21 protein-coding genes are annotated in these 21,225 nt (G+C 51.2%); 10 read left to right on the top strand and 11 right to left on the bottom strand.

What is annotated here, in order from left to right; genetic code table 11:
- Positions 1-4: 4 nt before the first annotated feature.
- Both AB1552_01990 and AB1552_01985 read right to left on the bottom strand, forming a co-directional pair.
- The gene (locus AB1552_01990) at positions 5-1,705 is read right to left on the bottom strand and encodes a DUF4388 domain-containing protein (GenBank protein ID MEW6052546.1); all 1,701 of its coding nucleotides are present in this window, start codon (positions 1,703-1,705) and stop codon (positions 5-7) included.
- A 245-nt stretch (positions 1,706-1,950) separates the two neighbouring features.
- A complete protein-coding gene (locus tag AB1552_01985) occupies positions 1,951-2,544 on the bottom strand; it encodes an NAD(P)H-dependent oxidoreductase (protein MEW6052545.1) in 594 nt (197 codons plus the stop codon).
- A 139-nt stretch (positions 2,545-2,683) separates the two neighbouring features.
- Between AB1552_01985 and AB1552_01980 the strand changes: the two genes are divergently transcribed.
- The 3 genes from AB1552_01980 (at position 2,684) to AB1552_01970 (ending at position 5,416) form a co-directional block, all read left to right on the top strand.
- Entirely contained in the window at positions 2,684-3,589 is a 906-nt protein-coding gene (locus AB1552_01980; GenBank protein ID MEW6052544.1) for a nitroreductase family protein, read from the top strand.
- 323 nt (positions 3,590-3,912) lie between these two features.
- Entirely contained in the window at positions 3,913-4,725 is an 813-nt protein-coding gene (locus tag AB1552_01975) for a dienelactone hydrolase family protein (GenBank protein MEW6052543.1), read from the top strand.
- Between the two features lie 151 nt (positions 4,726-4,876).
- The gene (locus tag AB1552_01970) at positions 4,877-5,416 is read left to right on the top strand and encodes a hypothetical protein (protein ID MEW6052542.1); all 540 of its coding nucleotides are present in this window, start codon (positions 4,877-4,879) and stop codon (positions 5,414-5,416) included.
- Positions 5,417-5,792: 376 nt separating this feature from the next.
- On the opposite strand, the gene AB1552_01965 is transcribed toward AB1552_01970, so the two are convergent.
- Positions 5,793-6,392 (bottom strand): Maf family protein, encoded by a 600-nt coding sequence (locus tag AB1552_01965; protein MEW6052541.1) that lies wholly within the window; start codon positions 6,390-6,392, stop codon positions 5,793-5,795.
- Positions 6,385-7,575 (bottom strand): NAD(P)/FAD-dependent oxidoreductase, encoded by a 1,191-nt coding sequence (locus tag AB1552_01960; protein MEW6052540.1) that lies wholly within the window; start codon positions 7,573-7,575, stop codon positions 6,385-6,387. The genes AB1552_01965 and AB1552_01960 overlap by 8 nt, the downstream gene beginning before the upstream one ends.
- 123 nt (positions 7,576-7,698) lie before the next feature.
- On the opposite strand from AB1552_01960, the gene AB1552_01955 reads away from it, so the two are divergent.
- A complete protein-coding gene (locus AB1552_01955; GenBank protein MEW6052539.1) occupies positions 7,699-8,295 on the top strand; it encodes a methyltransferase domain-containing protein in 597 nt (198 codons plus the stop codon).
- A gap of 8 nt (positions 8,296-8,303) precedes the next feature.
- On the opposite strand, the gene AB1552_01950 is transcribed toward AB1552_01955, so the two are convergent.
- Complete coding sequence (locus tag AB1552_01950) at positions 8,304-8,951, bottom strand: hemolysin III family protein (protein MEW6052538.1); 648 nt, start codon at positions 8,949-8,951, stop codon at positions 8,304-8,306.
- 386 nt (positions 8,952-9,337) lie between these two features.
- On the opposite strand from AB1552_01950, the gene AB1552_01945 reads away from it, so the two are divergent.
- Positions 9,338-10,909: a radical SAM protein gene (locus tag AB1552_01945; protein ID MEW6052537.1), complete on the top strand. Its 1,572-nt coding sequence runs from the start codon at positions 9,338-9,340 to the stop codon at positions 10,907-10,909.
- Here AB1552_01945 and AB1552_01940 read toward each other — a convergent pair.
- Complete coding sequence (locus AB1552_01940; protein ID MEW6052536.1) at positions 10,906-11,262, bottom strand: DVU0772 family protein; 357 nt, start codon at positions 11,260-11,262, stop codon at positions 10,906-10,908. The genes AB1552_01945 and AB1552_01940 overlap by 4 nt on opposite strands.
- A gap of 251 nt (positions 11,263-11,513) precedes the next feature.
- On the opposite strand from AB1552_01940, the gene AB1552_01935 reads away from it, so the two are divergent.
- Complete coding sequence (locus AB1552_01935) at positions 11,514-12,866, top strand: DEAD/DEAH box helicase (GenBank protein ID MEW6052535.1); 1,353 nt, start codon at positions 11,514-11,516, stop codon at positions 12,864-12,866.
- 89 nt (positions 12,867-12,955) lie between these two features.
- On the opposite strand, the gene AB1552_01930 is transcribed toward AB1552_01935, so the two are convergent.
- The 3 genes from AB1552_01930 to AB1552_01920 all read right to left on the bottom strand — a co-directional run bounded on the left by AB1552_01930 (position 12,956) and on the right by AB1552_01920 (position 14,868).
- Positions 12,956-13,495, bottom strand: coding sequence for a PAS domain S-box protein (locus AB1552_01930; GenBank protein MEW6052534.1), 540 nt, complete (start codon positions 13,493-13,495; stop codon positions 12,956-12,958).
- Between the two features lie 153 nt (positions 13,496-13,648).
- Positions 13,649-14,317, bottom strand: coding sequence for a glycerophosphodiester phosphodiesterase (locus tag AB1552_01925; GenBank protein MEW6052533.1), 669 nt, complete (start codon positions 14,315-14,317; stop codon positions 13,649-13,651).
- A gap of 17 nt (positions 14,318-14,334) precedes the next feature.
- On the bottom strand, positions 14,335-14,868 hold the full coding sequence (locus AB1552_01920) for a peptidylprolyl isomerase (GenBank protein ID MEW6052532.1): 534 nt from the start codon (positions 14,866-14,868) through the stop codon (positions 14,335-14,337).
- 251 nt (positions 14,869-15,119) lie between these two features.
- On the opposite strand from AB1552_01920, the gene AB1552_01915 reads away from it, so the two are divergent.
- Positions 15,120-16,160, top strand: coding sequence for a radical SAM protein (locus tag AB1552_01915; protein MEW6052531.1), 1,041 nt, complete (start codon positions 15,120-15,122; stop codon positions 16,158-16,160).
- A 151-nt stretch (positions 16,161-16,311) separates the two neighbouring features.
- Here AB1552_01915 and AB1552_01910 read toward each other — a convergent pair whose 3' ends face one another.
- Positions 16,312-17,334, bottom strand: a complete 1,023-nt coding sequence (locus tag AB1552_01910) for a GNAT family N-acetyltransferase (protein MEW6052530.1) — start codon at positions 17,332-17,334, stop codon at positions 16,312-16,314.
- Between the two features lie 300 nt (positions 17,335-17,634).
- Between AB1552_01910 and AB1552_01905 the strand changes: the two genes are divergently transcribed.
- Positions 17,635-18,483: a hypothetical protein gene (locus AB1552_01905; protein MEW6052529.1), complete on the top strand. Its 849-nt coding sequence runs from the start codon at positions 17,635-17,637 to the stop codon at positions 18,481-18,483.
- A gap of 52 nt (positions 18,484-18,535) precedes the next feature.
- On the opposite strand, the gene AB1552_01900 is transcribed toward AB1552_01905, so the two are convergent.
- Positions 18,536-18,739 carry a hypothetical protein gene (locus AB1552_01900; protein ID MEW6052528.1) on the bottom strand — a complete coding sequence of 68 codons (204 nt, stop codon included), beginning with the start codon at positions 18,737-18,739 and terminating at the stop codon, positions 18,536-18,538.
- Between the two features lie 261 nt (positions 18,740-19,000).
- Between AB1552_01900 and polX the strand changes: the two genes are divergently transcribed.
- A complete protein-coding gene (polX, locus tag AB1552_01895) occupies positions 19,001-20,794 on the top strand; it encodes a DNA polymerase/3'-5' exonuclease PolX (GenBank protein ID MEW6052527.1) in 1,794 nt (597 codons plus the stop codon).
- Positions 20,784-21,170 (top strand): hypothetical protein, encoded by a 387-nt coding sequence (locus AB1552_01890; protein ID MEW6052526.1) that lies wholly within the window; start codon positions 20,784-20,786, stop codon positions 21,168-21,170. The genes polX and AB1552_01890 overlap by 11 nt, the downstream gene beginning before the upstream one ends.
- Positions 21,171-21,225: the final 55 nt, after the last annotated feature.

Genomic DNA, 21,225 nt, shown 5'->3' with positions numbered 1-21,225 from the left:
TTTCTCATCCATGTTTCCCGGTATCCAGCATCTTGAGCCTGTCAGCCGCCCTTTTGTGCGACGGATCTGTCTTCAGCGCCTTCTCAAAAGATGCCCTTGCCCTTAAGGGCAGCCCGAGTTCGAGGTAAATTTCCCCGATCTCTGCATAATAGTCTGCGACGGTCTGATCGATTTCAAGAGCCTTCTGCATCTCTTTCTGCGCATCACGCAGTCTCTTCAGCTTTCGGTATGCGATCGCGAGGCAGCTATGATACTCTGCCATAGAACTGTCAAGATATACGGCCTGTCCCAGAAATTCTGCCGCATCCTCATACAGGCCATTTTTCAATGCCTCTTTGCCCTGGATGAAACGTTCACGCGCGGTAACGGCTTTCTTTGTCACGTCCGGAGCCTCGGGAGGCCGGCGGACCTTCAGCGTATCATCATAGTGCGCCCTCAGCTCTGAATCCGACAGAGTCCTGTACGCGTTAATGACATGGGATAATATTTCATTCAATCTGCTTTTCAGCATCCCGGAACTTGCACTGATATGCCTGTCGGGATGAAATTCCTTTACCATCGCATAGTAGGCCTTCCGTATCTGCTTGAGTGATGCCCCGCTACTGATCCCGAGGATGCTGTAGTAATCCATTGAGGGAAATTTTCTGCACAGATCGCTGACATTTTCCAGAAAGGCAGAGTCAACCGCTTTTTGCGGTTCACTTATTGTTTTTACAATAGTCCTGTCGGCAAGTATTTTTTCCCCTTTCTTCTCTATCATGCTGATACTGAACAATGCACTGATGATCTTTATTGTCCTGGACTTTTCCAGCGAAGAGAGATCAATGATTTCCTTTAGGGTCAGCCTTGCATCCAGCAGGGAGAGCACATATCTGTCCTCTTCTGAAAGACTGACGTCCTGGAAAAGGTTCAGGGGGTCGTTCGAGAAGTACAGAATGGTGTCAGGCGGAGGGCAGATATTCCTGAAATATTCCGGCTGGGTTATTCTTTTGATCCCCTGAAAAATGAGATTGGCCGCGCTCAGCCTGAATGTGATAATCTCATCCGGCAACGGTCCCGCAAGGAACCGTACTGTCCCTTCCTGCCATCTGAAAAGACTCAGGATGATCTCCTCGACCTGATACTTCAGTGCCCTTACGAGCTCGTCGGGTTTCAGGTAGCCGAGTTCAACGAGAATTGTTCCGAGGCGCTTCCCGGATGAAGAAAGCAGGACTGCTGCCTGGTGAAGCTGATCAGAGGTTATCCTTCCCCTCTTCAGAAGCAGTTCACCAAAGCGGTCCTCATGCTGATTCGAGGCAGCGAATACCATCACCCCGTGTTTTATGTAAATGCGTTTCAGGACAGGGCGCTTTTCCATCTCGAGAACACCGGTCACATTGCTTCTCTGCAGATCGAGAAGGATATGCGAAAGGGGGCATATCCTGAGAAGACCGGCGATCGCCATCTTTTCGATGCCGACGAGAAGGTTCTGGTCTGTCTGCTGAACCCATATCACCCTGCCCCGTATATCGATATCCAGTCCCTCGATTTTCAGATCAATGAAGGAATTGGGGCGCAGGGGAGGAGTTCCTTCGATAAAAATGCAGAGGCCGCTGAGAGAGAAATCGACAGTGGCTGCCTTGTAGTAATTGGCATCGATGATTACATAGAAATCCGTCGTCTGCCGGTACCGTCTGAAAAGCCGTCTGTCATTATAGAATCCCACAGGCTCCACCTCAAACTGTGTGAAAGGTTTTGAAAAAGAGATAGTTAATCATTTGCTTGCTATAAGTATAGCACAGGAAAACAGATGGCTCACTGTGCGTACGGAAGGGAATAAAGGGAGATTGCCGGGGTAAAATCTGCATGATTTACAAAGGAAGTTGCCCAAAGGCGCTGCACTGCACAAAACAGCTTGCCCCCTTCATTGTAGTACGATGACCGATGAATACCGCCTGAACTATGCTGTTGTCAGGAGGGGAAATGCTGACCAAGTGTGTCTCTGACTTCCTGCAACCACCCTTTCCTTTGTTCTTCAGAGCTGATAACGACAATATTAAACATTCTGCGATAAAAGCTCTTGACTCCACACAGGCCGAAAATACAGTTTTTCCATAGAACTTCCAACGGATCCCCGAATACTGTCTTCTCTCTTTCTGTTGCTGTATTGGAAGTATTAAATACAACAGCTGTTTTTATTTTCAATAACCCGCAGGGGACTCCCTCTCCTTTGTCGTCTCCGATAAATTCATATGCGACTCCAGGACGCATAACCCTGTCTATCCACCCTTTGAGAATTGCGGGCGGCTGTCCCCACCAGTTCGGATGAATAATCACGACTCCCTCGGCTTCTGCAATTTCCCTGCAGTGTCTCTCTATTTCAGACGGCAAAGGAACATCTCTCGGTATTTCGTCTGTTGGTAATACCGGATCAAATTTCTCTTCATATAAATCATGGAAAAAGATTTCATGTCCGCTCTGCGTGAGCAGTTCCACGGCAGTTGTTGCTATGGCATGGTTAAAGCTTCTCTTGTGAGGGTGGGCAAGGATCACTGATATTTTCATTGCACTCTTATCTCCTTGTCTGTATTCCCGCATGCGGTGCAACGCAGGGGTCAACCGGTTCAATACCAAAGCATCATTATATCAAGTTTGAACGGCAATGGTATCATATTCTACTGTATCGATTTTTTAAGGAGACCTCATGGAACGAAATGGAATAGAGATCGACAAAGATCTTTGCAACGGCTGCGGCCTGTGCATCGACGTGTGCCCGACAGGCACGCTTTCGCTCAGAGATGAAAAAGCGACTACTTCGGGAAGGGATTCGATCTTTTGCGGACATTGCGAAGCAGTATGTCCCGTGCAGGCGATCCGCGTGCGCGAGACCGACCCTGAGATGTCAAAGTATCAGACATTCACTGCAGAAACGCGGTGGCTCCCGCCCGGGGAGTACAATACACCACTATTAGTGCAGCTTATGGCCTCGCGCCGCTCCTGCCGTCGCTTCACTGACCGGCCCGTGGCAAGAGAAATACTTGAAGACCTTGTAAAGATCGGGATCACCGCGCCTTCAGGAACGAACAGCCAGGCATGGACCTTTACCATACTGCCTCACCGGAAGGCGGTGCAGGCATGTGCAGAGCGTGTCGCCTCCTTTTTCGAGAAACTGAACGCCACAGCGGAGAATACCCTGCTCCGCAACTTCCTCAGGGTGATAGGCAAAGGAGAACTCGATGCATATTACCGGGGATATTACCGCAAGGTGAAGGAGACGCTTGAAGAATGGCACGGATCGGGCAAGGACCGGCTGTTTCACGGAAGCCCGGCTGCGATTCTCGTAGGCTCGAAACCGGGCGCAAGCTGTCCGGTAGAGGACGCGCTGCTTGTGACACAAAATATCCTGCTCGCGGCCCACAGCATGGGGCTCGGTACCTGCCTCATCGGATACGCTGTTGCTGCGATGAAAAGAGACCCTTCGATCCAGCGCTCCATCGGAATCCCTGCGGAAGAGGAGATTCACGCAGTCATCGCCCTCGGGTATTCAGACGAGGTGTATCAGCGCATAGCCAGCCGCAAGAAAGTGACACCGCGATATTTCGAGGGATAGGAAGAAGGACAAGAGGTACATTTCTGAAAAGTTGTTTCACCTGCAAGCCGACACTGCTGACAGCCTATGGACTATTTTAATTACCGTTACAAACATGTGTTTCGGCACAGCTTTCCTATGGCCCTCTCGTTTTATCTGCTTTGTCATAAGTGGAGACCTGTCCCCTTTTTATGTAACCATTGAAGATTTGGCCCTGCCTCTTATTTATCTTTGTCAATATTCAAGGGCTGACCCCAGTTCCTTAGAATTTTGTTGCATTCCGGTTGTCTCCCTCTCTCTATGTTGATAAACTTTAATTATCTGAGAAAGTAAAGGAGGATATTATGAAAAATCTTTATCTGATAGCAATAATGACGTTTTTGACATTCTTTCTCGCAGACTCTTCTGTGCAGGCTGAGCCGGATATCGAGGGAACAACAGTGGAATATAGCACAAAAGGTGTGTCGATGAAAGGGTATCTTGCATATGACAGGGGTATCAAAGGCAAGAGACCAGGGGTGCTGGTTGTGCATGAATGGTGGGGATTGAACGACTATGCACAGAAGCGTGCCCGTATGCTGGCAGAACTGGGATATGCAGCAATGGCGATCGATATGTATGGAGACGGAAAACAAGCAGAGCATCCTGATGAAGCGGGAAAGTTTTCATCAGAACTGATGAAGAACTTCAGTACCGCAAAAGATCGTTTTATTTCCGCTATGGAGTTTTTCAAAAAACAGCCTGTGGTAGATTCCGATAAGATCGCAGCGATAGGATATTGCTTTGGCGGAGGAATTGTACTCAATATGGCACGTCAAGGGGTGGACAACCTGAGAGGAGTCGCAAGCTTCCATGGGAGTCTTGTTGCAGTAACACCTGCGAAGCAGGGAGATGTTAAGGCCAAAATTCTTGTTCTTCATGGTGCCGATGACAAATTCATCACAGGGGAGCAGATTGAGGCTTTCAAAAAGGAAATGGAAAATGCCGGAGTTGATTTTCGCTTTATTGTATATCCTGGGGCACTCCATAGTTTCACCAATCCGGAAGCTGATGCATATGGAAAGAAATTCAACATTCCGGTTGCCTACGATGCAGAGGCAGACAGCAGTTCCTGGAATGAACTCAAGAAATTTCTTCAACAAATATTCGACAAATAGTGAGGCTTTGTAACACATCTGCACACAAATGTGTACAGATACTCTGATGAGATAACTATTACCACTTGAGATGCGCGCTGTTTTTCACATTACGACATTGTTGATATTATGACCTTGACTTAATAATCTCATAGTGCTATAAACTCCAACAATGGATGCTCAGATTTCTTATGCATTTTTAGGGCTTTCCGAAGCACAGTGGGAATTTATTAATACCTTTGCACCGTGGCTGTCTGCTATTGGAACTATAGCAGCTGTTATAACATCTCTATATCTTGCAATGCGAGACCGTATAATTAAACTTAAAATAGCCGCATTTTTTAAAAAAAGTAAATTTGAGAGGGATACTCACTATATTGCGATATATATAACCAATATCGGTCACAGAACCGCTAATGTTTTGTCTCTATATTGGAAATCTAGGAAAACAATCTATGAGCAGGAGAGGACTGAATTTGATCAAGGTTCTTCAGATTTACCTATTAAATTATCAGATGGAGAGGAAGCTAAATACTTCATCGCCGAGAGGCGTTTTAAATTTAACTTTGACAATTTTAAATCGGACTTTCCCAAGGGAACTATCATTATCGGAGTTAAAACTTCCACTGGAAAGTTATTTGAATCTAAGGTTGATACAGCTCTTCAAACAGCTATTGCTGAATATTTTAAGAAACGTGAGGATAATCCTTAAGCTTGATATGCATTCTTATACATTTATTTTCAGATATTGAGAAATCAGATTATCTTCAAGTTATAGATTTCCCAAAAAACTACACAAAATTAACAGGTTATCAAAAATTGTGGACTTCTGTGAGGAAGTGATCTTGCAAAGTCCACCTGAAAATACGCATTGTTGACTTTTTCTCGCTGGTCTTGAATTCAGAGAATAACCGTCACGCAAAGGTATCCACCTTATTTTTTTAATGCCTTTTGGAAGAGCCAGTTGCTCGAAATGAATCCTAATAAAGAGATTTCTTGTTATTCTTATTATCTAAGACTTTAGTTTATTTTCTAGATGTCAGGGGGTAGACTTTTTTATTGCAATTCATCGTTGTTGACTTTTCAAATCAGGAAGCCGGGACTTGCAGCACGGATACCCCGAACTTCTTCAGGCCTTCCGAAACGGCGCTGAGCGGCAGTCCCACGACATTGGAGAAATCCCCTTCGATTTTTTCGACCAGCACCCCGCCAAGTCCCTGAATGCCGTAGGCTCCCGCCTTATCGAGTGGCTCTCCCGAGTTCACATATGCCGTGATTTCATCCTTGGTCAGTCGCCTGAAAAAGACCTTTGTCTCGACCGACCCGGACAGCTCCCGCGAGTCTGCGGTGTCGATTATCGCGAACCCCGTGATGACTGAATGTGCCTTGCCGCTCAGGGCCTTCAGCATCTCTGCTGCCTGTGCCGTATCCCGTGGTTTTCCGTAGCGTCTACCCTTCAGCACGATAATGGTATCCGCTGCGAGGACGATGGCGTTTCTGTGCCTCCGGGCGACGTCCCTCGCTTTGTGCAGGGCATGAAATTCCGCAAGTGCGCGGGGCTTCAGGCCGGGAAGGTCGGCTTCTTCGTAACTGCTCTCATCAACGCTGAACTTCAGGCCCGTCCTGCGGAGGATCTCCCTCCTTCTCGGAGACGCCGAAGCGAGGATGATGGTCTTCGGGTTACGCATATTGTCCTGCTGCAAACCCTGAGGACCATGCCCACTGAAGGTTGTATCCGCCAAGCTGTCCGGTCACATCGATGACCTCGCCCGCAAAGAAAAGCCCCGGGACCTTCTTTGATTCCATGGTCTGTGAGGAGAGTTCTGCGGTATCGATCCCTCCGGCAGTGACCTCTGCCTTTGCATAACCGGCGGAGCGCGCAAACCGTATCTCCCAGTGGTGGAGTGCATGTGCAATTTCCCTGAGCTCTTTTTCAGAATACTGGCATACCGGTCTTGAAGGCGCATGTGCCGTACACCACTGCTGAATGAATCTTCTGGGGAGATATACGGAGAGAAGGTTGCTCAGTTCTGTCCTGCTCGTGCGCATTCCTGCCAGAAGCGCATGGGCGTCCAGGTCTGGCAACAGATCAAGAGAGACTGCATCTCCGGAATCCCAGTATGAGGAAATCTGCAGAATCGCAGGGCCGCTCAGTCCCCGGTGGGTAAAAAGGACATTGTCACGGAACTGTTTCCCTTTGCATTTTACTGCCGCGTCGAGGGAGATCCCGCTCAGCCCGCCGAACGCCTTCAGGTCGCGAGTGCCGAACAGGAGCGGGACGAGCGCAGGCCTCAGCCCCGTGACCCTCAGGCCGAACTTCTGTGCGATGCGGAACCCGAGGTCTGTTGCCCCGAGTTCTGGATACGACAGCCCGCCTGTGGCGATCACCAGCGTGCCTGCCTCAATCCTTCCGGAATGTGTCCGGACGGAGAATACGGTGCCTTTCGAGATACGGGTTATCCTGCAGTTCAGGCGAATCTCAACCCCTGCATTCCGGCATTCCGCATGGAGCATCTTCACGATATCCCCTGAAGACCTTTCACAAAAGAGCCGGCCGTCTTCCTTCTCGGCGTACGCGATCCCGTGACGTTCGACCATGGCGAGGAAATCGTGCGGGGTGAACCGGGCGAGTGCGGACTTGCAGAAGTGGGGATTATTCGAGAGGTAATTGCCGGGCTGCAGGTGCAGGTTGGTGAAATTGCACCGTCCTCCTCCCGAGATCCGGAGTTTTTTTCCTGTTCTGTTCATGTGCTCAAGGACGATGACCGAACGGTTTCTCCTGCCGGCTTCCATGGCGCACATCAGACCTGCAGCCCCTGCACCGATGATGACCACATCCTTCCTGATCAGTGATTGAGGATCCTGTGTCATCTGCCGCACCGCACCTTCCCTCGGTATTTCTCTCCTTCGCCGGGCACAGTCCCGGGGCACCGTTCCCGGCTCACGCGGGTACTCCGGGTAGTATACCTTACCCTGCGCAACAGGATGTGCGGAATGCAAAAGCTGTTTCTCTTGATAGGGTCAATCTGTGTATACTATTCTTCAGGGAAAGGGGATCGCATGGTCTGCCCGTCATGGCTGTCGTTTATCCTTTACAATCCGATAAGAAAAGCGTGTACCGACAGGGAAAGAATACTGGACGAATCCGGGATCACCGGGGATTCGGTAGTGCTCGAGGTAGGTGCGGGGAACGGGTTCCTGACGGAAGCCCTTGCGCAGCGTGCAAGGAAGGTATACGCGGTGGAACTGCAGGAAAAGATGATAAGAAAACTGTACAGGCGAGTCCGGCAGTACGGGGAACTGGTCAGTATTATCCATGGAGATATCGCGTCACTTGTGCTCAGAGAGGCTGCTGATGTCTGTCTCCTTTATTACAGCTTCCACGAGGTGGACAGGAAAAGAGAAGCTGCGGATGTCATCAGCATGGCGGTCAGGGCAGGGGGTATTCTCTCGATCTACGAGCCGACCATAGAGGTGGGGAAACTCCAGATGCAGGAAACGACCGGATTGTTCGCACAGAGGGGTTTTGCTGCAGAAGCGGTGCGAAACGGATTTCTGACACGTTTTGCGAGACTCAGAAAAACCGGGTAATTTCCCTGCTACGCCCCGGCCCGGTTCATCGAAAAGAGCACCGCGAGATAATGCATGATGCTGCCGGACAGCACGAAGAGATGCCAGATCGCATGGTGGTAGGGCAGACGGCGCCATAAATAAAAAAGAATGCCGACGGTATACGCAATGCCTCCCGCCACGATCAGTGCGAGTGCATTCATGGGCAGTGAAGCGGCGAGGGGTTTGATCGCCACGAGCGCGGTCCATCCCATCGTGAGATAAAGCACAAGTCGTATAAGGGAATGCCTCCGCAGGGGAGTAAACTGGAGTATGATGCCGAGCAGCGCAAGCCCCCACACGACCCCAAACAGAGACCATCCCCATGCACCCTTCAAATTCACCAGGGTAAAAGGGGTATAGGTGCCTGCAATGAGGAGATAGATCGACGAGTGGTCGATGACCCTCAGCACCTTTTTTGCCGACGGATGTGTGAGCCCGTGATACAGGGTCGAAGCCGCATAGAGGAGGATAAGCGCGGCACCAAAGATGCTGTAGCTGAGGATCTGGCGAGCGCTTCCGGATGAGGGGGTAAAGACAATGAGGATTATCAGCCCGGCGACAGCCAGCACTGTCCCGATGCCGTGGGTAACGCTATGGGCGATTTCTTCACCGCGTCTGTAGAGATTGTGCTGCATGCGTTGTGCCATCCTGTGCAAGTTCTGCAGATATCCGAGAATCTACCCTCATTATATATCTTCCCGCGTATTTTTCTATCCCATAGTATTCGTAAATTCTTCTGATTCCACTGAGGATAGCATATTTTCGCTCATTCCCGGTCGTTCCTTCATACAAGGCTTTTGCTTCTTTGTTTTTGTATATTGTATTTGACTATCAGCAAAAGAATCCGCGCAAATACGCTATCCTCAGACGTTTTCCCCAATTGTATGAATACTATGGGCTGGTTTTGATGAGAACTCCGATTACACGGGGCTCGCAGCGTGAACAAAATCCCGTTCCGAACCTGTTATAATTATCCTCATGATACCGTGTCACCTCACACGTAATCTGACATAGCGCCTTGATACTGCTCATTCATCCCCCTGTGGCAAAACCCTGCGAACCGCCTGCCGGCATCGCACGGCTTTCAGGTATGCTCGGAAGCCTCGGCATCGAGCACGCTCTCCTGGACGCAAACATCGAAGGGCTTCTCCATCTCCTCTCGCTGCCGGTGTCCGGCGAAAAGGACAGGGATGTGTGGACGGGCAGGGCACTCCGCAATCGCGAGCGAAACCTTTCTCTCATGCAGACCCCGGGGCTGTATCAGAATATCGCACGGTACAGGAGAGCGGTCAGTGATATCGGCAGGGCTCTCACCGCAGTCACCCTACCGGGGATCAGGGTGGGGCTGGCAAACTATGCGCATCACAATCTCTCTCCTCTGCGGAGTGCGGACCTGCTGACCGCGGCAGAAAACCCCGAACTCAGTCCTTTCTATGCATGGTTCCGTGCGAGGCTTGAATCACTCTTTTCACGCAGAAAGCCCGCGTATGCCGGCATTTCCCTGAACTATCTGAGCCAGGCATTATGCGCCTTTTCGCTCATCGGCGTTCTCAGACGCAGGTTTCCTGATGTGAAAATCATTCTCGGGGGAGGGCTTGTGACCTCGTGGGTCAGAAACCCGGCATGGAAAGACCCTTTTCAGGGAATGGTGGATTATTATGTCTCAGGTCCGGGTGAACACGATCTCCTGTCGATCCTCGGCATGCATGCACCCCGGAAAAGGGCATGGAGGCCGGAGTATCGCTCACTTCAACCCGCTAGGTATCTTGCCCCGGGGGGCATTCTGCCCTACAGCGCATCCTCAGGGTGCTACTGGCACAGGTGCACATTTTGTCCTGAGCAGGCGGAAGGCACCCCGTATCAGCCTGTCCCGGTGAAGCAGGTGATCGAAGACATACAGGGCATTGCAGGAGAGACACATCCCCGGCTTGTCCATTTTCTCGACAATGCGATGAGTCCTGTGCTGCTCGGTGCGCTCGCCTCCGGCACCCGGGGATTTCCATGGTACGGGTTCGTGCGTGTCAGTCCGGAGCTTGCTGATCCGGATTTCTGCATGGCGCTGAAGCGGTCCGGATGCGTCATGCTCAAGCTCGGCATTGAGTCAGGGGACCAGGGGGTACTCGACAGGCTTCAGAAAGGCATACATGTAGGAACCGCAGGAGACTGCCTGAGAAGCCTGAAGCACGCAGGGATCGCAACGTATGTGTATCTCATCTTCGGCACGCCCCCGGAGACAGAGGCAGGCGCCCGGAAAACCCTTGCATTTACCGTGAAGCATCGCACCTGCATTGATTTCCTGAACCTCGCCATTTTCAATATGCCGCGCTGCGGGGAACCTGTCAATGGGGTGGAGACCATGAAGTTCTCCGAGGGGGACCTTTCCCTGTATACGGACTTTGTCCATCCGAATGGATGGGACAGGAGACGTGTACGGCTGTTTCTTGAGCATGAATTCAGGAAGCACCCGGCGGTTGCCGGGATATTGAAACATGATCCGCCGGTATTCACCTCGAACCACGCCCCGTTTTTTGCGATGGAAAAGAACCGAAACGAAGCGGTATCAGGAACACGCCGGCATGCTGCCGCGCGTTAATCAGCCTGCACTTCTTTTTTCAGCCAGTCCCTGAGGTCGCCGTCCACCGCGTAGATCCCCTTCAGCTTGCAGACCGGGTTTTCGAACTGCGGCGGCAGTTCAATCTTCGCAAGCTCGACCGCTTCTTCTGAGTTCCTTTTGATCAGGTAAATATAATAGGGCCGGTCCCAGCAGTTCACGACAAAATAGACCGAATAATCGCTTTTTGACCTTACCACATGTCTCCGGTCCGCGTGAGCCCAGATGTTCCCCCATTCGAGATACATCCGCACCGCCATTTCCGGTGTCATGTCCCAGTCTACTTCGTTGATAAGTTTCCTGTCTTTTTTCAGCTCATCGAGTGTGGTAATCATGACGCTCCTTTTTGTAGTTATATTTAAATATTACATAGTATTTATTTAAAATAACACCAACAGGGATTTTTTTCAAATATCCGGCGCATAATTCCCCGGGGCCTTTCAGGCGTGCCGGCATTGGCGTCTGCTGACATTCACCAGTGCGATGCTGGATGCACCGTGATGCAGGGTGATGCGGGGTAAGATAATCGTAACAAATACTGCCCGTCCGCTTTATGAATCCTTGGCTCTTAAGGTATAGTAGTGGAGTGAAATTCGAAGAACTTGCTATTCCCGAACAGGTCCTTCAGGGAATTCGGGCTGCAGGGTTTACTGAGTGCACCCCTGTTCAGGCCCTCACCCTGCCCGAGGCCCTGCGGGGGAAGGACATCGCAGTGCAGGCGCAAACAGGCACCGGCAAGACCGCCAATTTTCTGATCGCCCTGTTTTCCCGCATGCTGCGTCTGCCATCTCCCGGGCAGGGACTTTCCCCCCGGGCGCTGATCATCGCTCCCACGCGTGAGCTCGTGCTCCAGATCGAGGCTGAGGCGAGAGTGCTCGGCGGGTTTGCGGATTTCAGAATTCTCTCCGTGTTCGGCGGTATCGACTATCTGAAGCAGCGCGAAGAGATTTCCAAAGGCGTTGACATGCTCATCGGTACCCCGGGAAGGCTGATCGACTATCTGAAGCAAAGGGTGTACAGCCTGAAAAAAACCCAGTTCCTGGTGATCGATGAGGCAGACCGCATGTTCGACATGGGGTTTATCAGCGACCTCCGGTTTATGCTCAGGAGGATGTCTCCCTATCACAGGCGGCAGTCCATGCTCTTTTCTGCAACCCTGTCACACAGGGTGCTTGAACTGTGCTACGAACACATGAATATGCCGGAAAAATTTTCTGTGACCCCGGAAAGCCTCACGGTTGAACAGATAGAGCAGGAGATATATCATGTCGGCATGTCTGAAAAGCCTGGCCTCCTGCTCGGGATTCTGAGGCGCGAGCCAGGCGGCAGGTATCTCATCTTCTGCAACACGAAGGCCGCGGCCGAGCGGCTTGAAGGACTTCTGAATGCCAATGGTTTGACCGCGGCGGCCATTACCGGCGACCTCCCCCAGAAAAAGCGGATAAAAGTGCTCTCACAGTTCAAGAGCGGCATGATGCAGGTCCTTGTGGCGACTGACGTCGCAGGCAGGGGGCTTCACATCGAAGGGGTAACGCATGTGATCAATTATGATCTTCCCCAGGACCCGGAGGATTACGTGCACAGGATCGGCAGGACAGCAAGGGCCGGTGCCAGTGGCAGGGCGATCAGCCTCGCCTGTGAGGAATACGTGCATTCGCTGCCGGACATTGAAGACTATATCAGGCAGAAGATCCCGGTGATGCCGCTGACCGATGAGATGATTGTAAGCGGATATCGCAGGAGGCCGGTCCAGGCTGCCAAGAAAGAGTTCCGGCCTCATGCAAGGCAGTCGCCGCGCAAGAAGAGCCATCAGACGCGACAGGGGACTGAAATACCGCAGAGAGATACCCCCGGCAGAAGCGGTGATGCCCGTCAGGAGGCGAAGAGGCGCCGCTCGGGCCACAGCCGTTCAAGAAAAAAATCTTCCACTCAACCCTGATGTGCACATGAAAGATCTGTTCTTTCTCCGCGCGTGCAGGAAATGCGGGAATCCTCAAAGATGTGGCGCCATTACTGCGGGGGAACGCGTTACGTCTGTTTGTGTTGCGTTAAGGCTTCTCTCAGTTCTGTATTTTCCTCTTTCAGCTGTATCACCCTCAGTTCCCTGCCGATGGCGATATCGTAGAAATCCTCAAGCTCCTTCACCCTGGTACTGACTTCTTCCTCCGCCATTTTCCGCTCGGTAATGATCTGGGCGATTCCTTCGACTGCGATTACTTGTTCTTTTGTGTCACGCACCGGAACGGCGGTTACCTCCAGCCATTGCCTGCTCCCGTCCTTGTGGAAGATCTCTATCTCAAACGGGGGTTGTCGTTGCCCCTGCAGGCCGAGGTGCATTTTCGCCATGCCTTCCCTGTTCTGCGGATTTTCGGTCAGGTATTCCAAAAGATGATTCATGAAGTTTTCCTGTGAATAGCCGAGCAGTCTGGTCACTGAGGGGCTGATATAGGTGAAGCTGCCATCGGCAGCCCGAGAAAAGATGAAATGTCTTTGCTCTATGATATCAAAGAGACGCTTGTATCTTTCCTCGCTTGCCTGGAGAACTTTCTTTATCTCAGAGGATGCCATGTTAACACAACTATCTCAAAAAGTGGTTTGATTGTCAATCAAGAGTAGTTATTTTAGGCAAAAAACAGGAAAGATATCGCCGTACCCCTCTCCAGCATCCTTTCAGGGAGGGTTCCATGCAGTCCTGACAGAGGGAGATTTCATCTGTATGTTCTACGAAATACCCTGAAAGATATCCGGTTTGTCAGTGGCGATGCCGTCAGCATCCTTTGCAGCAAAGTTCTCCGCTTCTGCCCGGCTGTTGACAGTCCAGACGATCACTTTCAGATTGCTCCTGTGCGCCTTGGCGATGTCTCTGCGGTGCACGAACCGGTAGAGAGGGAGAAGATACCGGGCGTTTACCTTCAATGCGGCTTCAATGGGGTTCCCGAGTCTGTTGTACACCAGGCCGGTTTCTATGGTGGGGTGAAGAGCCCGCACACGTGCGAGCGCATCTCCAAGAAACGAGACGAGGATAACCCTGTCCTCAAGTTCTTCTTGCCTGATAATCTCCAGCACTTTGTGTTCATATCCTGATTCCTTGAGCTCCACGAGGATCTTTTCGACCTTCCTGCCGATGGCGTGCAGGGCTTCCTGAAGAGTGGCTATCCTGCCTCCGGTAAGTGCTTTCAGTTCTTGCAGCGTTGCACCGCGTATGAGAGTATCTTTGGCGTAGACTTTTTTCAGGCTGTCGTCGTGACTGACGATTACCTGATCATCAGCGGACATGCGCACGTCGAGTTCGATCGCGTTTGCACCCAGTTCAATCGCCTTTGAGAAGCTTTCAAGGGTATTCTCGGTTTCATAGGCTTTTGCTCCCCGATGGCCGATTTTCAGTAACATGACTGTCCCGGTGTCTCCTATTTGACCTCGATTACCTCAACATCAAAGTGAAGGGTTTTGCCTGCAAGGTGATGGTTGAAGTCTATGACAACCGTATCTTTTTTCACTTCCATAATCCTGCCGGGGATACGCTGACCTTTCTTTGTTTGTGCATAGATGGTCATTCCTGCCTTCGGCGGGGTATCAGCAGGCAGCTGGCTTTTCGGCACGTCTTTTTTCAGTTTTAAATTCACCCGCCCGTAACCTTCATCGGGGCTGACGCGAAAGGATTTTTTCTGGCCTGCTTTCATGCCCATAACCGCCTTCTCAAACCCGGGTATCATCTGGCGGGTGCCAGGCTTGAACTGAATCGGCTCGCGCCCCTTTGAACTGTCCACGACCTTGCCATCGACTGTCAGAGAATAGTGCACCTTTACAGACTTGCCTTCAGCGACGACCGGAGAGGTTCCCTTTTTGGTCTTTTCAGCCGCGCCGGATACGCCGGCAAGTAATAACAGTACCAGAAGAAATCCCGTGAATGCGACGTACCATGTTGCTTCCTTTGTCTTCATTCAACACCTCATTTTTTTAGTATTCGGCGCGTAAAGCGCGAAAAAGAAAGAACCGCAAAGCAGAATACTCTGCGGTTCACGGGTAAAATACTTCGTTGCGCCTGTTTCATTCTATAAAATTATCATCATTGCATGCAACAGAAAGGGAACAGATGATGCAATGCCGCCTCTGAAAGTCATGATGCGCTCTCCAATCCGCAGCCCTGAATCGCGTTCTTTTTGCCAGCGTCATTGCACTATAATAGGAGATCATGGCGACAATCAGGCAGGTGCCGAAACCGTTCTCAGGAGGGCTGATCCTCTCCTACAAGTGTTCCGCCGAATGCAGACACTGCATTTATGCCTGTTCGCAGAAATGGAGTGCAGACTGGATTTCTCCTGAGGACCTTGAAAAGATCCTCAGGCAACTGTCCGGCAGGATCATCTCAAGCACACACGGCCCTCGTGCTACAGGCCTGAACCACGGCCTGCATTTCACCGGGGGTGAGCCGTTTCTGAACTTCGAACTCCTGTGTCAGGCGGTGGAAATGGCCGACACATTGAACATTCCTTCGACCTTTGTGGAGACAAACTGTTTCTGGGCCGTGGATGACCGCACCACAAGGGAGAAGCTGAAGCTCCTGAAGAAGAAAGGCATGAAAGGGATAATGATTTCGGTAAATCCGTTCTACCTGGAGTATGTCCCGTTCGCACGTACGGACAGGGCGATACGCATCGGCCACGATATCTTCGGCGGCAACGTAATGGTCTATCAGCTTGAATACTACAGGCGGTTCAGGGACTGGGGAATACAGGACACGGTGCCTTTCGAGGAATATCTGAGGCTCGAACGAAGGGAAGACCTGCTCAGGTATGTGGAATTCTTTGTCATGGGCCGCGCACCCTACTCACTGAGAAAGGTGCTCAGAGATTTGGTCACCGAACATGAGGCTGAATATTTCTTTCAGGAACGATGCATCACGCCTTTCCTGCGGGGCTGGCACAACCACTTCGACAACTACGGAAATTATATCCCGGGGTTTTGCGGGGGAATCTCCTTCGGCGACTGCAGGGAACTCGATGCCCTCCTGAAGGATGGGATCGATATCGCGCAGCATCCTGTGCTGGGATTCCTCATGGATGATGACTTCAGGGGGCTGTTCCGTTTTGCGCAGAGATATGGCTTCCTTGAATCCCCGGAAGGATATCTGTCAAAGTGCCACCTCTGCATGGACATGAGAAGACATCTTTCCCTGCACGGTGATTTCAGGGAGCTCCGGCCGAAGGAGTTCTACCGGCATCTGGAAGAGTAAGGGGAGAAAAAGGAACACACAAAGAGGGCGGCGCAATTCTGTAGTACTCCGCACATGTGAACTCAGAGAAGTGATGCGAGAAGTGCTGCACAATTGAATTATATCAGGTCTCAGGGAAGCGCACTACCGGATGGCTTTCTTCAAACGGAATTCAGCGGGCATCAAAGGTGCTTCTCATTATCCCCAGTGATCTGTCAAAAAGGGAACTTGCGGTATTCCTGCATAGTTCGAACAGCCCTGCATGGCAGACGTCTTTCCCACCAAGCCCCTCCTTGAAATGGTTTACCCCGGGGATTGCATGTTTGGTTCCCCCGAGATCATAAAACCGTACCCCCTGCGACTGGAGCCACTCGATTACTTTCCACTGCAGGAAGTAGGAAGCTTTTAGTGTCCTTCCCTCCCCGGAACTCGCAGCGAGCAGTAAAATCGCGGTGTCGCCGGCAGCAGAGACGACCGCACCTGCCACAGGCTCCTCGTCCCTGCTGCACAGAAATATCTGTGTCTTCAGTCTGTCCGGCAGGTCTTGCTGAATCGCACGCAGCCGGACGGGATCAAAAGACGATTCGGTGAACTGCTTTTGTCTCTGCATCTCGGCAAAGAGGCCGTAGAAGATATCATATCTCTCGAGTCCTGTTCCCCGGGTGACGGTAAGGCGCTTCTGTTCTGCCTGCTTCAGATGATTGCGCCAGTTTGACCGCAGGTGTGTTCGTATCTGACCTGGCGGTTGCGAGATATCAAGCAGATAGGTCCGGTAAATGCAGCCTTTCCAGTGAAACCCGGCGGTTTCGGCTGCCGCACGGACGTCTGTTCCATACAATCCCAGTGCATGCGGGATTATCCTCAGCAGCATACCGCGTTTTTCCACGAACTCGTCACGGAGCGCGGCCATGAGGACCGCGCAAATTTCTGTATCACGAGGTTTCCCGTGCCTTTGCCAGAGCGGACCCCAGAAGACAAGCGCGGTCCCGGCACGGAAGAGAGGAGCCTGAATGGCAGCAACCTGCGCAAGCCCGAATACTTCTTCCCCGCAGCGGAGCACGAGATGGCTCAGGCGCTGCGCTCCCCAGAGGGCAGCCCCGCACGACCATGTCTGATAAATGCTCGCATCGTCGAACTCCTGCATCAGCGCGGACCACTCGGGTACCTGCATGATGGGTATTTCGAGGGAATACATGCGCGCATTCACCGTTTACGCGCTCTGAGAGCAATGCCGTTACCTGATGCCAAGAACATTGAATATGCTCCTTCACAGAAGGCAGAGGATATACGTTTCAACATAATACCATAGGTGCCTCCGTGCAGTTTCTGCTGCCGGTCAAAAGAGCTTCAGGAAAACGGAGCAACACCGCCACGCTGTCTGCCATCCCTGCTCAACAAATTGTGCAATGGGGAGACAGGCTAATGCTATACTCAATACTATGGGGCTTTCCATTATGGGCGTACAGGGAACAGGGAGAAAGGTGGAGTGGGAGAGATGCTGAAATGCTGGGAGGTTTTTCATTGTGAGCAGAGTGAATGTCCGGCTTTCAGGTCGGCGGATCTCAGGTGCTGGCTGTTTTCCGGAACCCGGTGCCGAAACAGTGTCCAGGAACAGTTTACCCAAAAGATAGAGATGTGCATCAGCTGCACGGTCTTTGCAGCGAACATGGATATGGCCGGGATGATGAAGACCCTCCATGTGGTGAAGGATCAGCTCTGGGAATACCGGCAGCTGGTTGAAGCGCGGGACAGGGAAATGGAGGAGATGAGCCTTGAACTGGCTCTCAGTCTTTCAGAGGTTTTTGAGGCATTGAAGAAGATCGCTTCAGGGGACCCGGCTGTGAGGGTGGACGAAACTTCCCGTATCGAACTGATCGAGAAACTGAAAAAAATGGTAAATTCGACCGCGGAGAATATCGGTGAGATTGTGGATCAGTCGCATGAGTTTGCTATGGGGTTGGCCGAACATTTCGATGTCCTGCACAGGGTATCACACGGAGAATTGAGCGCGCGGGTATCCGGGGAATCGGACAATGAGCTGATCCGGGCATTGAAACATGTCACCAACGAGATGATCATAAGCATAGAGAGAGACATTGCTGAACGGAAACAGATGGAGGCGGAGAGGGAAACGCTTATTGCCGGGCTGCAGAAAGCCCTGGCCACAATCAGGACATTGCACGGGATAATCCCGATATGCTCATACTGCAAAAAGATTCGCGATGACAAGGGCTCCTGGCAACAGCTCGAATCGTATATCAGCGAACACACCGATGCGGAATTCAGTCACGGATTATGTGCTGAATGTGCGAAAAAACTCTATTCCGAATATTTCAATGAATGAGGGCCTGAGAGCCCGGATGCTGCAGACCCGCACAGAGGGTATGCCAAATATTCTATTCTTCCTGTTTCTCTACTGATTCGGTATCTTCCTGTTTCTCTGCTGATTCGGTATCTTCCTGTGATTCGCTGATACCGGGATCCTGCGGATTGCCGGTATTTTTGTTCAAACGCCGCATCCTTTTCTTTTCCTGCTTTTGCTGACGCAGGAGTTCTTTCTTTCTCTTCTGACTTTTGTATGCTCCAGCATGTTTTGTCAAAACGGTCTCCGTTCTTTCTATGATGGTATGTATTAATTATATAAAAGCTGTCCTTTTTTGTATATGCCGTGGGCCCGCACTGTCCCCTTCCATGTGTCTTTGCCGCACCGCGTATGATCATTCATGCCACCACAATCCCCGTAATCTCTCATGTTCCCTGTTCATGCTGATGACGGATACGGAAAAAGTGTCATCGGAGAAGGGAGCAATAATTTGCCCGCCATTCGGCGCGCACCCGCATGACGGAAAAGAGCTGCTGGAATGAATACTTTTTTCTGCTATACTTTTTTTATGAAGAATCAGGAAATTGCCCGGATCTTTAATGAAATTGCAGACCTTCTCGAGATAGAAGGAGACAATCCTTTCAGAATAAGGGCTTACCGCCGTGCGGCGCTGAATATCGAAACTCTTGCAGAGGATGTTGCCGGAATGTCCGGGGATGCGTTGCAGAAGGTCCCGGGTATCGGGAAGGATCTTGCCGCGAAGATACTGGAGTATGTACAGACAGGCAGGATGCATTCGTATGAAGACCTGAAAAAAGAGGTTCCCGAAGGTCTCGGTACGCTCCTCTCCGTGCCGGGTATTGGACCAAGGACTGCAAAACTTCTCGCTGACAGGCTGAAGGTCAGGAATCTGGAAGACCTTGAATGCTATGCGAGAGAGCGTAAGCTCAGCGGCCTGCCGGGGATCAAGGAGAAGACAGAGGAGAATATTCTGAAAGGAATAGAGATGCTGAAGAGGGGCATGGAGCGGCAGCCTCTGGGAAAGGTATTCCCCCTTGCCAATGACATCCTGGATCATCTGAGAAAAAATGCGCCGGTCAATAAGATCAGCATTGCGGGAAGCATCAGACGATGGAAGGATAATGTGAAAGACATCGACCTGCTGGCAACTTCACACGATCCCGGCGCAGTCATGAAAATTTTTGCCCGCATGCCGCATGTGAAGGATGTCCTGATGCGCGGACCCACGAAATCGAGCGTTGTCCTCGATGAGGGGCTTCAGGTCGACCTCAGGGTTGTTGAGGAGGAGAGCTTTGGTGCAGCACTTGCATATTTTACCGGGAGCAAGGCGCACAATATCCGGCTGAGAGAAATGGCGGTGAAGTCGGGAATGAAGATCAACGAGTACGGTGTCTTCAGGGAAAAGGACGATAAAAAGCTTGGCGGGAAAGATGAGAAAGACATCTACAGGATTCTCGGGATCCCTTTCATCCCGCCGGAACTGAGAGAGGATTCGGGTGAAATAGAGGCTGCCCTGGACGGGAAATTGCCGGATCTCGTCGTCCCGGGGGATATCAGAGGAGATTTGCATGTCCATACAAAGAGAAGCGACGGAAGCCATGATTTCGACGAGCTGATAGACGCTGCCAGAAAAAAGGGATATGAGTATATCGCGATTACCGACCATTCGAAAGGGCTCGGCATTGCACACGGGCTGAGTGAAGAAAGACTGATGGAAGAGAAGAGGGAAATCGATGCCCTTAACAGGAGGCTGCGCGGATTCAGGCTGCTGTCAGGGATTGAGGTGGATATCAGGAGCGACGGGCGCCTGGATTTCCCTGATGAGATCCTTAGGGAAATGGATATCGTGGTTGCGTCAATTCACTCGGGGTTCAGGCAGAAACGGGAACAGCTTACCAGGAGGATGGTGTCTGCCATGAAAAACCCTTATGTATCTGTCATTGCACATCCGACAGGCAGACTGATCGGCGAGCGGGACCCCTATGATATTGATATGCACGAAATCATCAGGACAGCGCGGGAAACCCGCACGGCCATTGAAATCAACGCCTATCCCCTCAGGCTTGATCTGAATGATGCATATGCAAGGGCAGCGAAGGAAAAGGGGGTGCAGATGGTAATCAGCACAGATACCCATACTACCAGCCAGTTTGAGTACATGACATTCGGCGTGGCGATTGCGAGGAGAGGGTGGCTTGAGAAAAAGGACATACTGAATACCATGAACTGCAAATCCCTCATGAGGGCATTGAAAAGAAAAATTGATATAATGTCAGATAAGAAAGGACTGTCTTCGGCATATGGCGACTGATAAGAAGATAAGGCAGAAAGACATCCTGATATTCGAACAGGACAGGGAAGTCCTGAGATTCCTGAAATCTTTTTTCAGTGAAAAGCCGGAGTATTCAGTCCGGTTCATGAAGAAAAACGAAAAGATCCTCCGGAAGGAGATTGCCGCGCATCAGCCCGACAATCAGCGGTATGCCGATATTGTCTCCACATTCGAGGACCCGAATATAACCCATTTGAGAATCGATCTCCAGAAATATCCTGAGATCAGGGCCGCGCTCTCGTTCAAGAAGCCGGTTATTATCAAAGATGCCCAGAAAGATCCTCTCATGAAGGAAGTGCGGGATGCCATAGCGCCGATCGGCAGCCGGTCTTCGGTCCCCTTCGTCAGCAAATAACACGGGAACATGAAAATTCTGCATGATTGCGGGAGTTTTCTGAATCATGTAGGGT

This window comes from Nitrospirota bacterium (genome assembly GCA_040754395.1).
In the GTDB taxonomy this organism is placed as follows: Bacteria; Nitrospirota; Thermodesulfovibrionia; order Thermodesulfovibrionales; family SM23-35; genus JBFMCL01.
Note: the sequence above shows the minus strand (reverse complement) of the source record. Positions and strands in the feature narration are given on the sequence as shown.

Coding starts and splice junctions, on each gene's coding strand:
- AB1552_01985 (MEW6052545.1), bottom strand. CDS start 2,544: ATGAAAATATCAGTGATCCTTGCCCACCCTCACAAGAGAAGCTTTAAC.
- AB1552_01980 (MEW6052544.1), top strand. CDS start 2,684: ATGGAACGAAATGGAATAGAGATCGACAAAGATCTTTGCAACGGCTGC.
- AB1552_01975 (MEW6052543.1), top strand. CDS start 3,913: ATGAAAAATCTTTATCTGATAGCAATAATGACGTTTTTGACATTCTTT.
- AB1552_01970 (MEW6052542.1), top strand. CDS start 4,877: ATGGATGCTCAGATTTCTTATGCATTTTTAGGGCTTTCCGAAGCACAG.
- AB1552_01965 (MEW6052541.1), bottom strand. CDS start 6,392: ATGCGTAACCCGAAGACCATCATCCTCGCTTCGGCGTCTCCGAGAAGG.
- AB1552_01960 (MEW6052540.1), bottom strand. CDS start 7,575: ATGACACAGGATCCTCAATCACTGATCAGGAAGGATGTGGTCATCATC.
- AB1552_01955 (MEW6052539.1), top strand. CDS start 7,699: ATGCAAAAGCTGTTTCTCTTGATAGGGTCAATCTGTGTATACTATTCT.
- AB1552_01950 (MEW6052538.1), bottom strand. CDS start 8,951: ATGCAGCACAATCTCTACAGACGCGGTGAAGAAATCGCCCATAGCGTT.
- AB1552_01940 (MEW6052536.1), bottom strand. CDS start 11,262: ATGATTACCACACTCGATGAGCTGAAAAAAGACAGGAAACTTATCAAC.
- AB1552_01930 (MEW6052534.1), bottom strand. CDS start 13,495: ATGGCATCCTCTGAGATAAAGAAAGTTCTCCAGGCAAGCGAGGAAAGA.
- AB1552_01925 (MEW6052533.1), bottom strand. CDS start 14,317: ATGTTACTGAAAATCGGCCATCGGGGAGCAAAAGCCTATGAAACCGAG.
- AB1552_01920 (MEW6052532.1), bottom strand. CDS start 14,868: ATGAAGACAAAGGAAGCAACATGGTACGTCGCATTCACGGGATTTCTT.
- AB1552_01915 (MEW6052531.1), top strand. CDS start 15,120: ATGGCGACAATCAGGCAGGTGCCGAAACCGTTCTCAGGAGGGCTGATC.
- AB1552_01910 (MEW6052530.1), bottom strand. CDS start 17,334: ATGTATTCCCTCGAAATACCCATCATGCAGGTACCCGAGTGGTCCGCG.
- AB1552_01905 (MEW6052529.1), top strand. CDS start 17,635: ATGCTGAAATGCTGGGAGGTTTTTCATTGTGAGCAGAGTGAATGTCCG.
- polX (MEW6052527.1), top strand. CDS start 19,001: ATGAATACTTTTTTCTGCTATACTTTTTTTATGAAGAATCAGGAAATT.
- AB1552_01890 (MEW6052526.1), top strand. CDS start 20,784: ATGGCGACTGATAAGAAGATAAGGCAGAAAGACATCCTGATATTCGAA.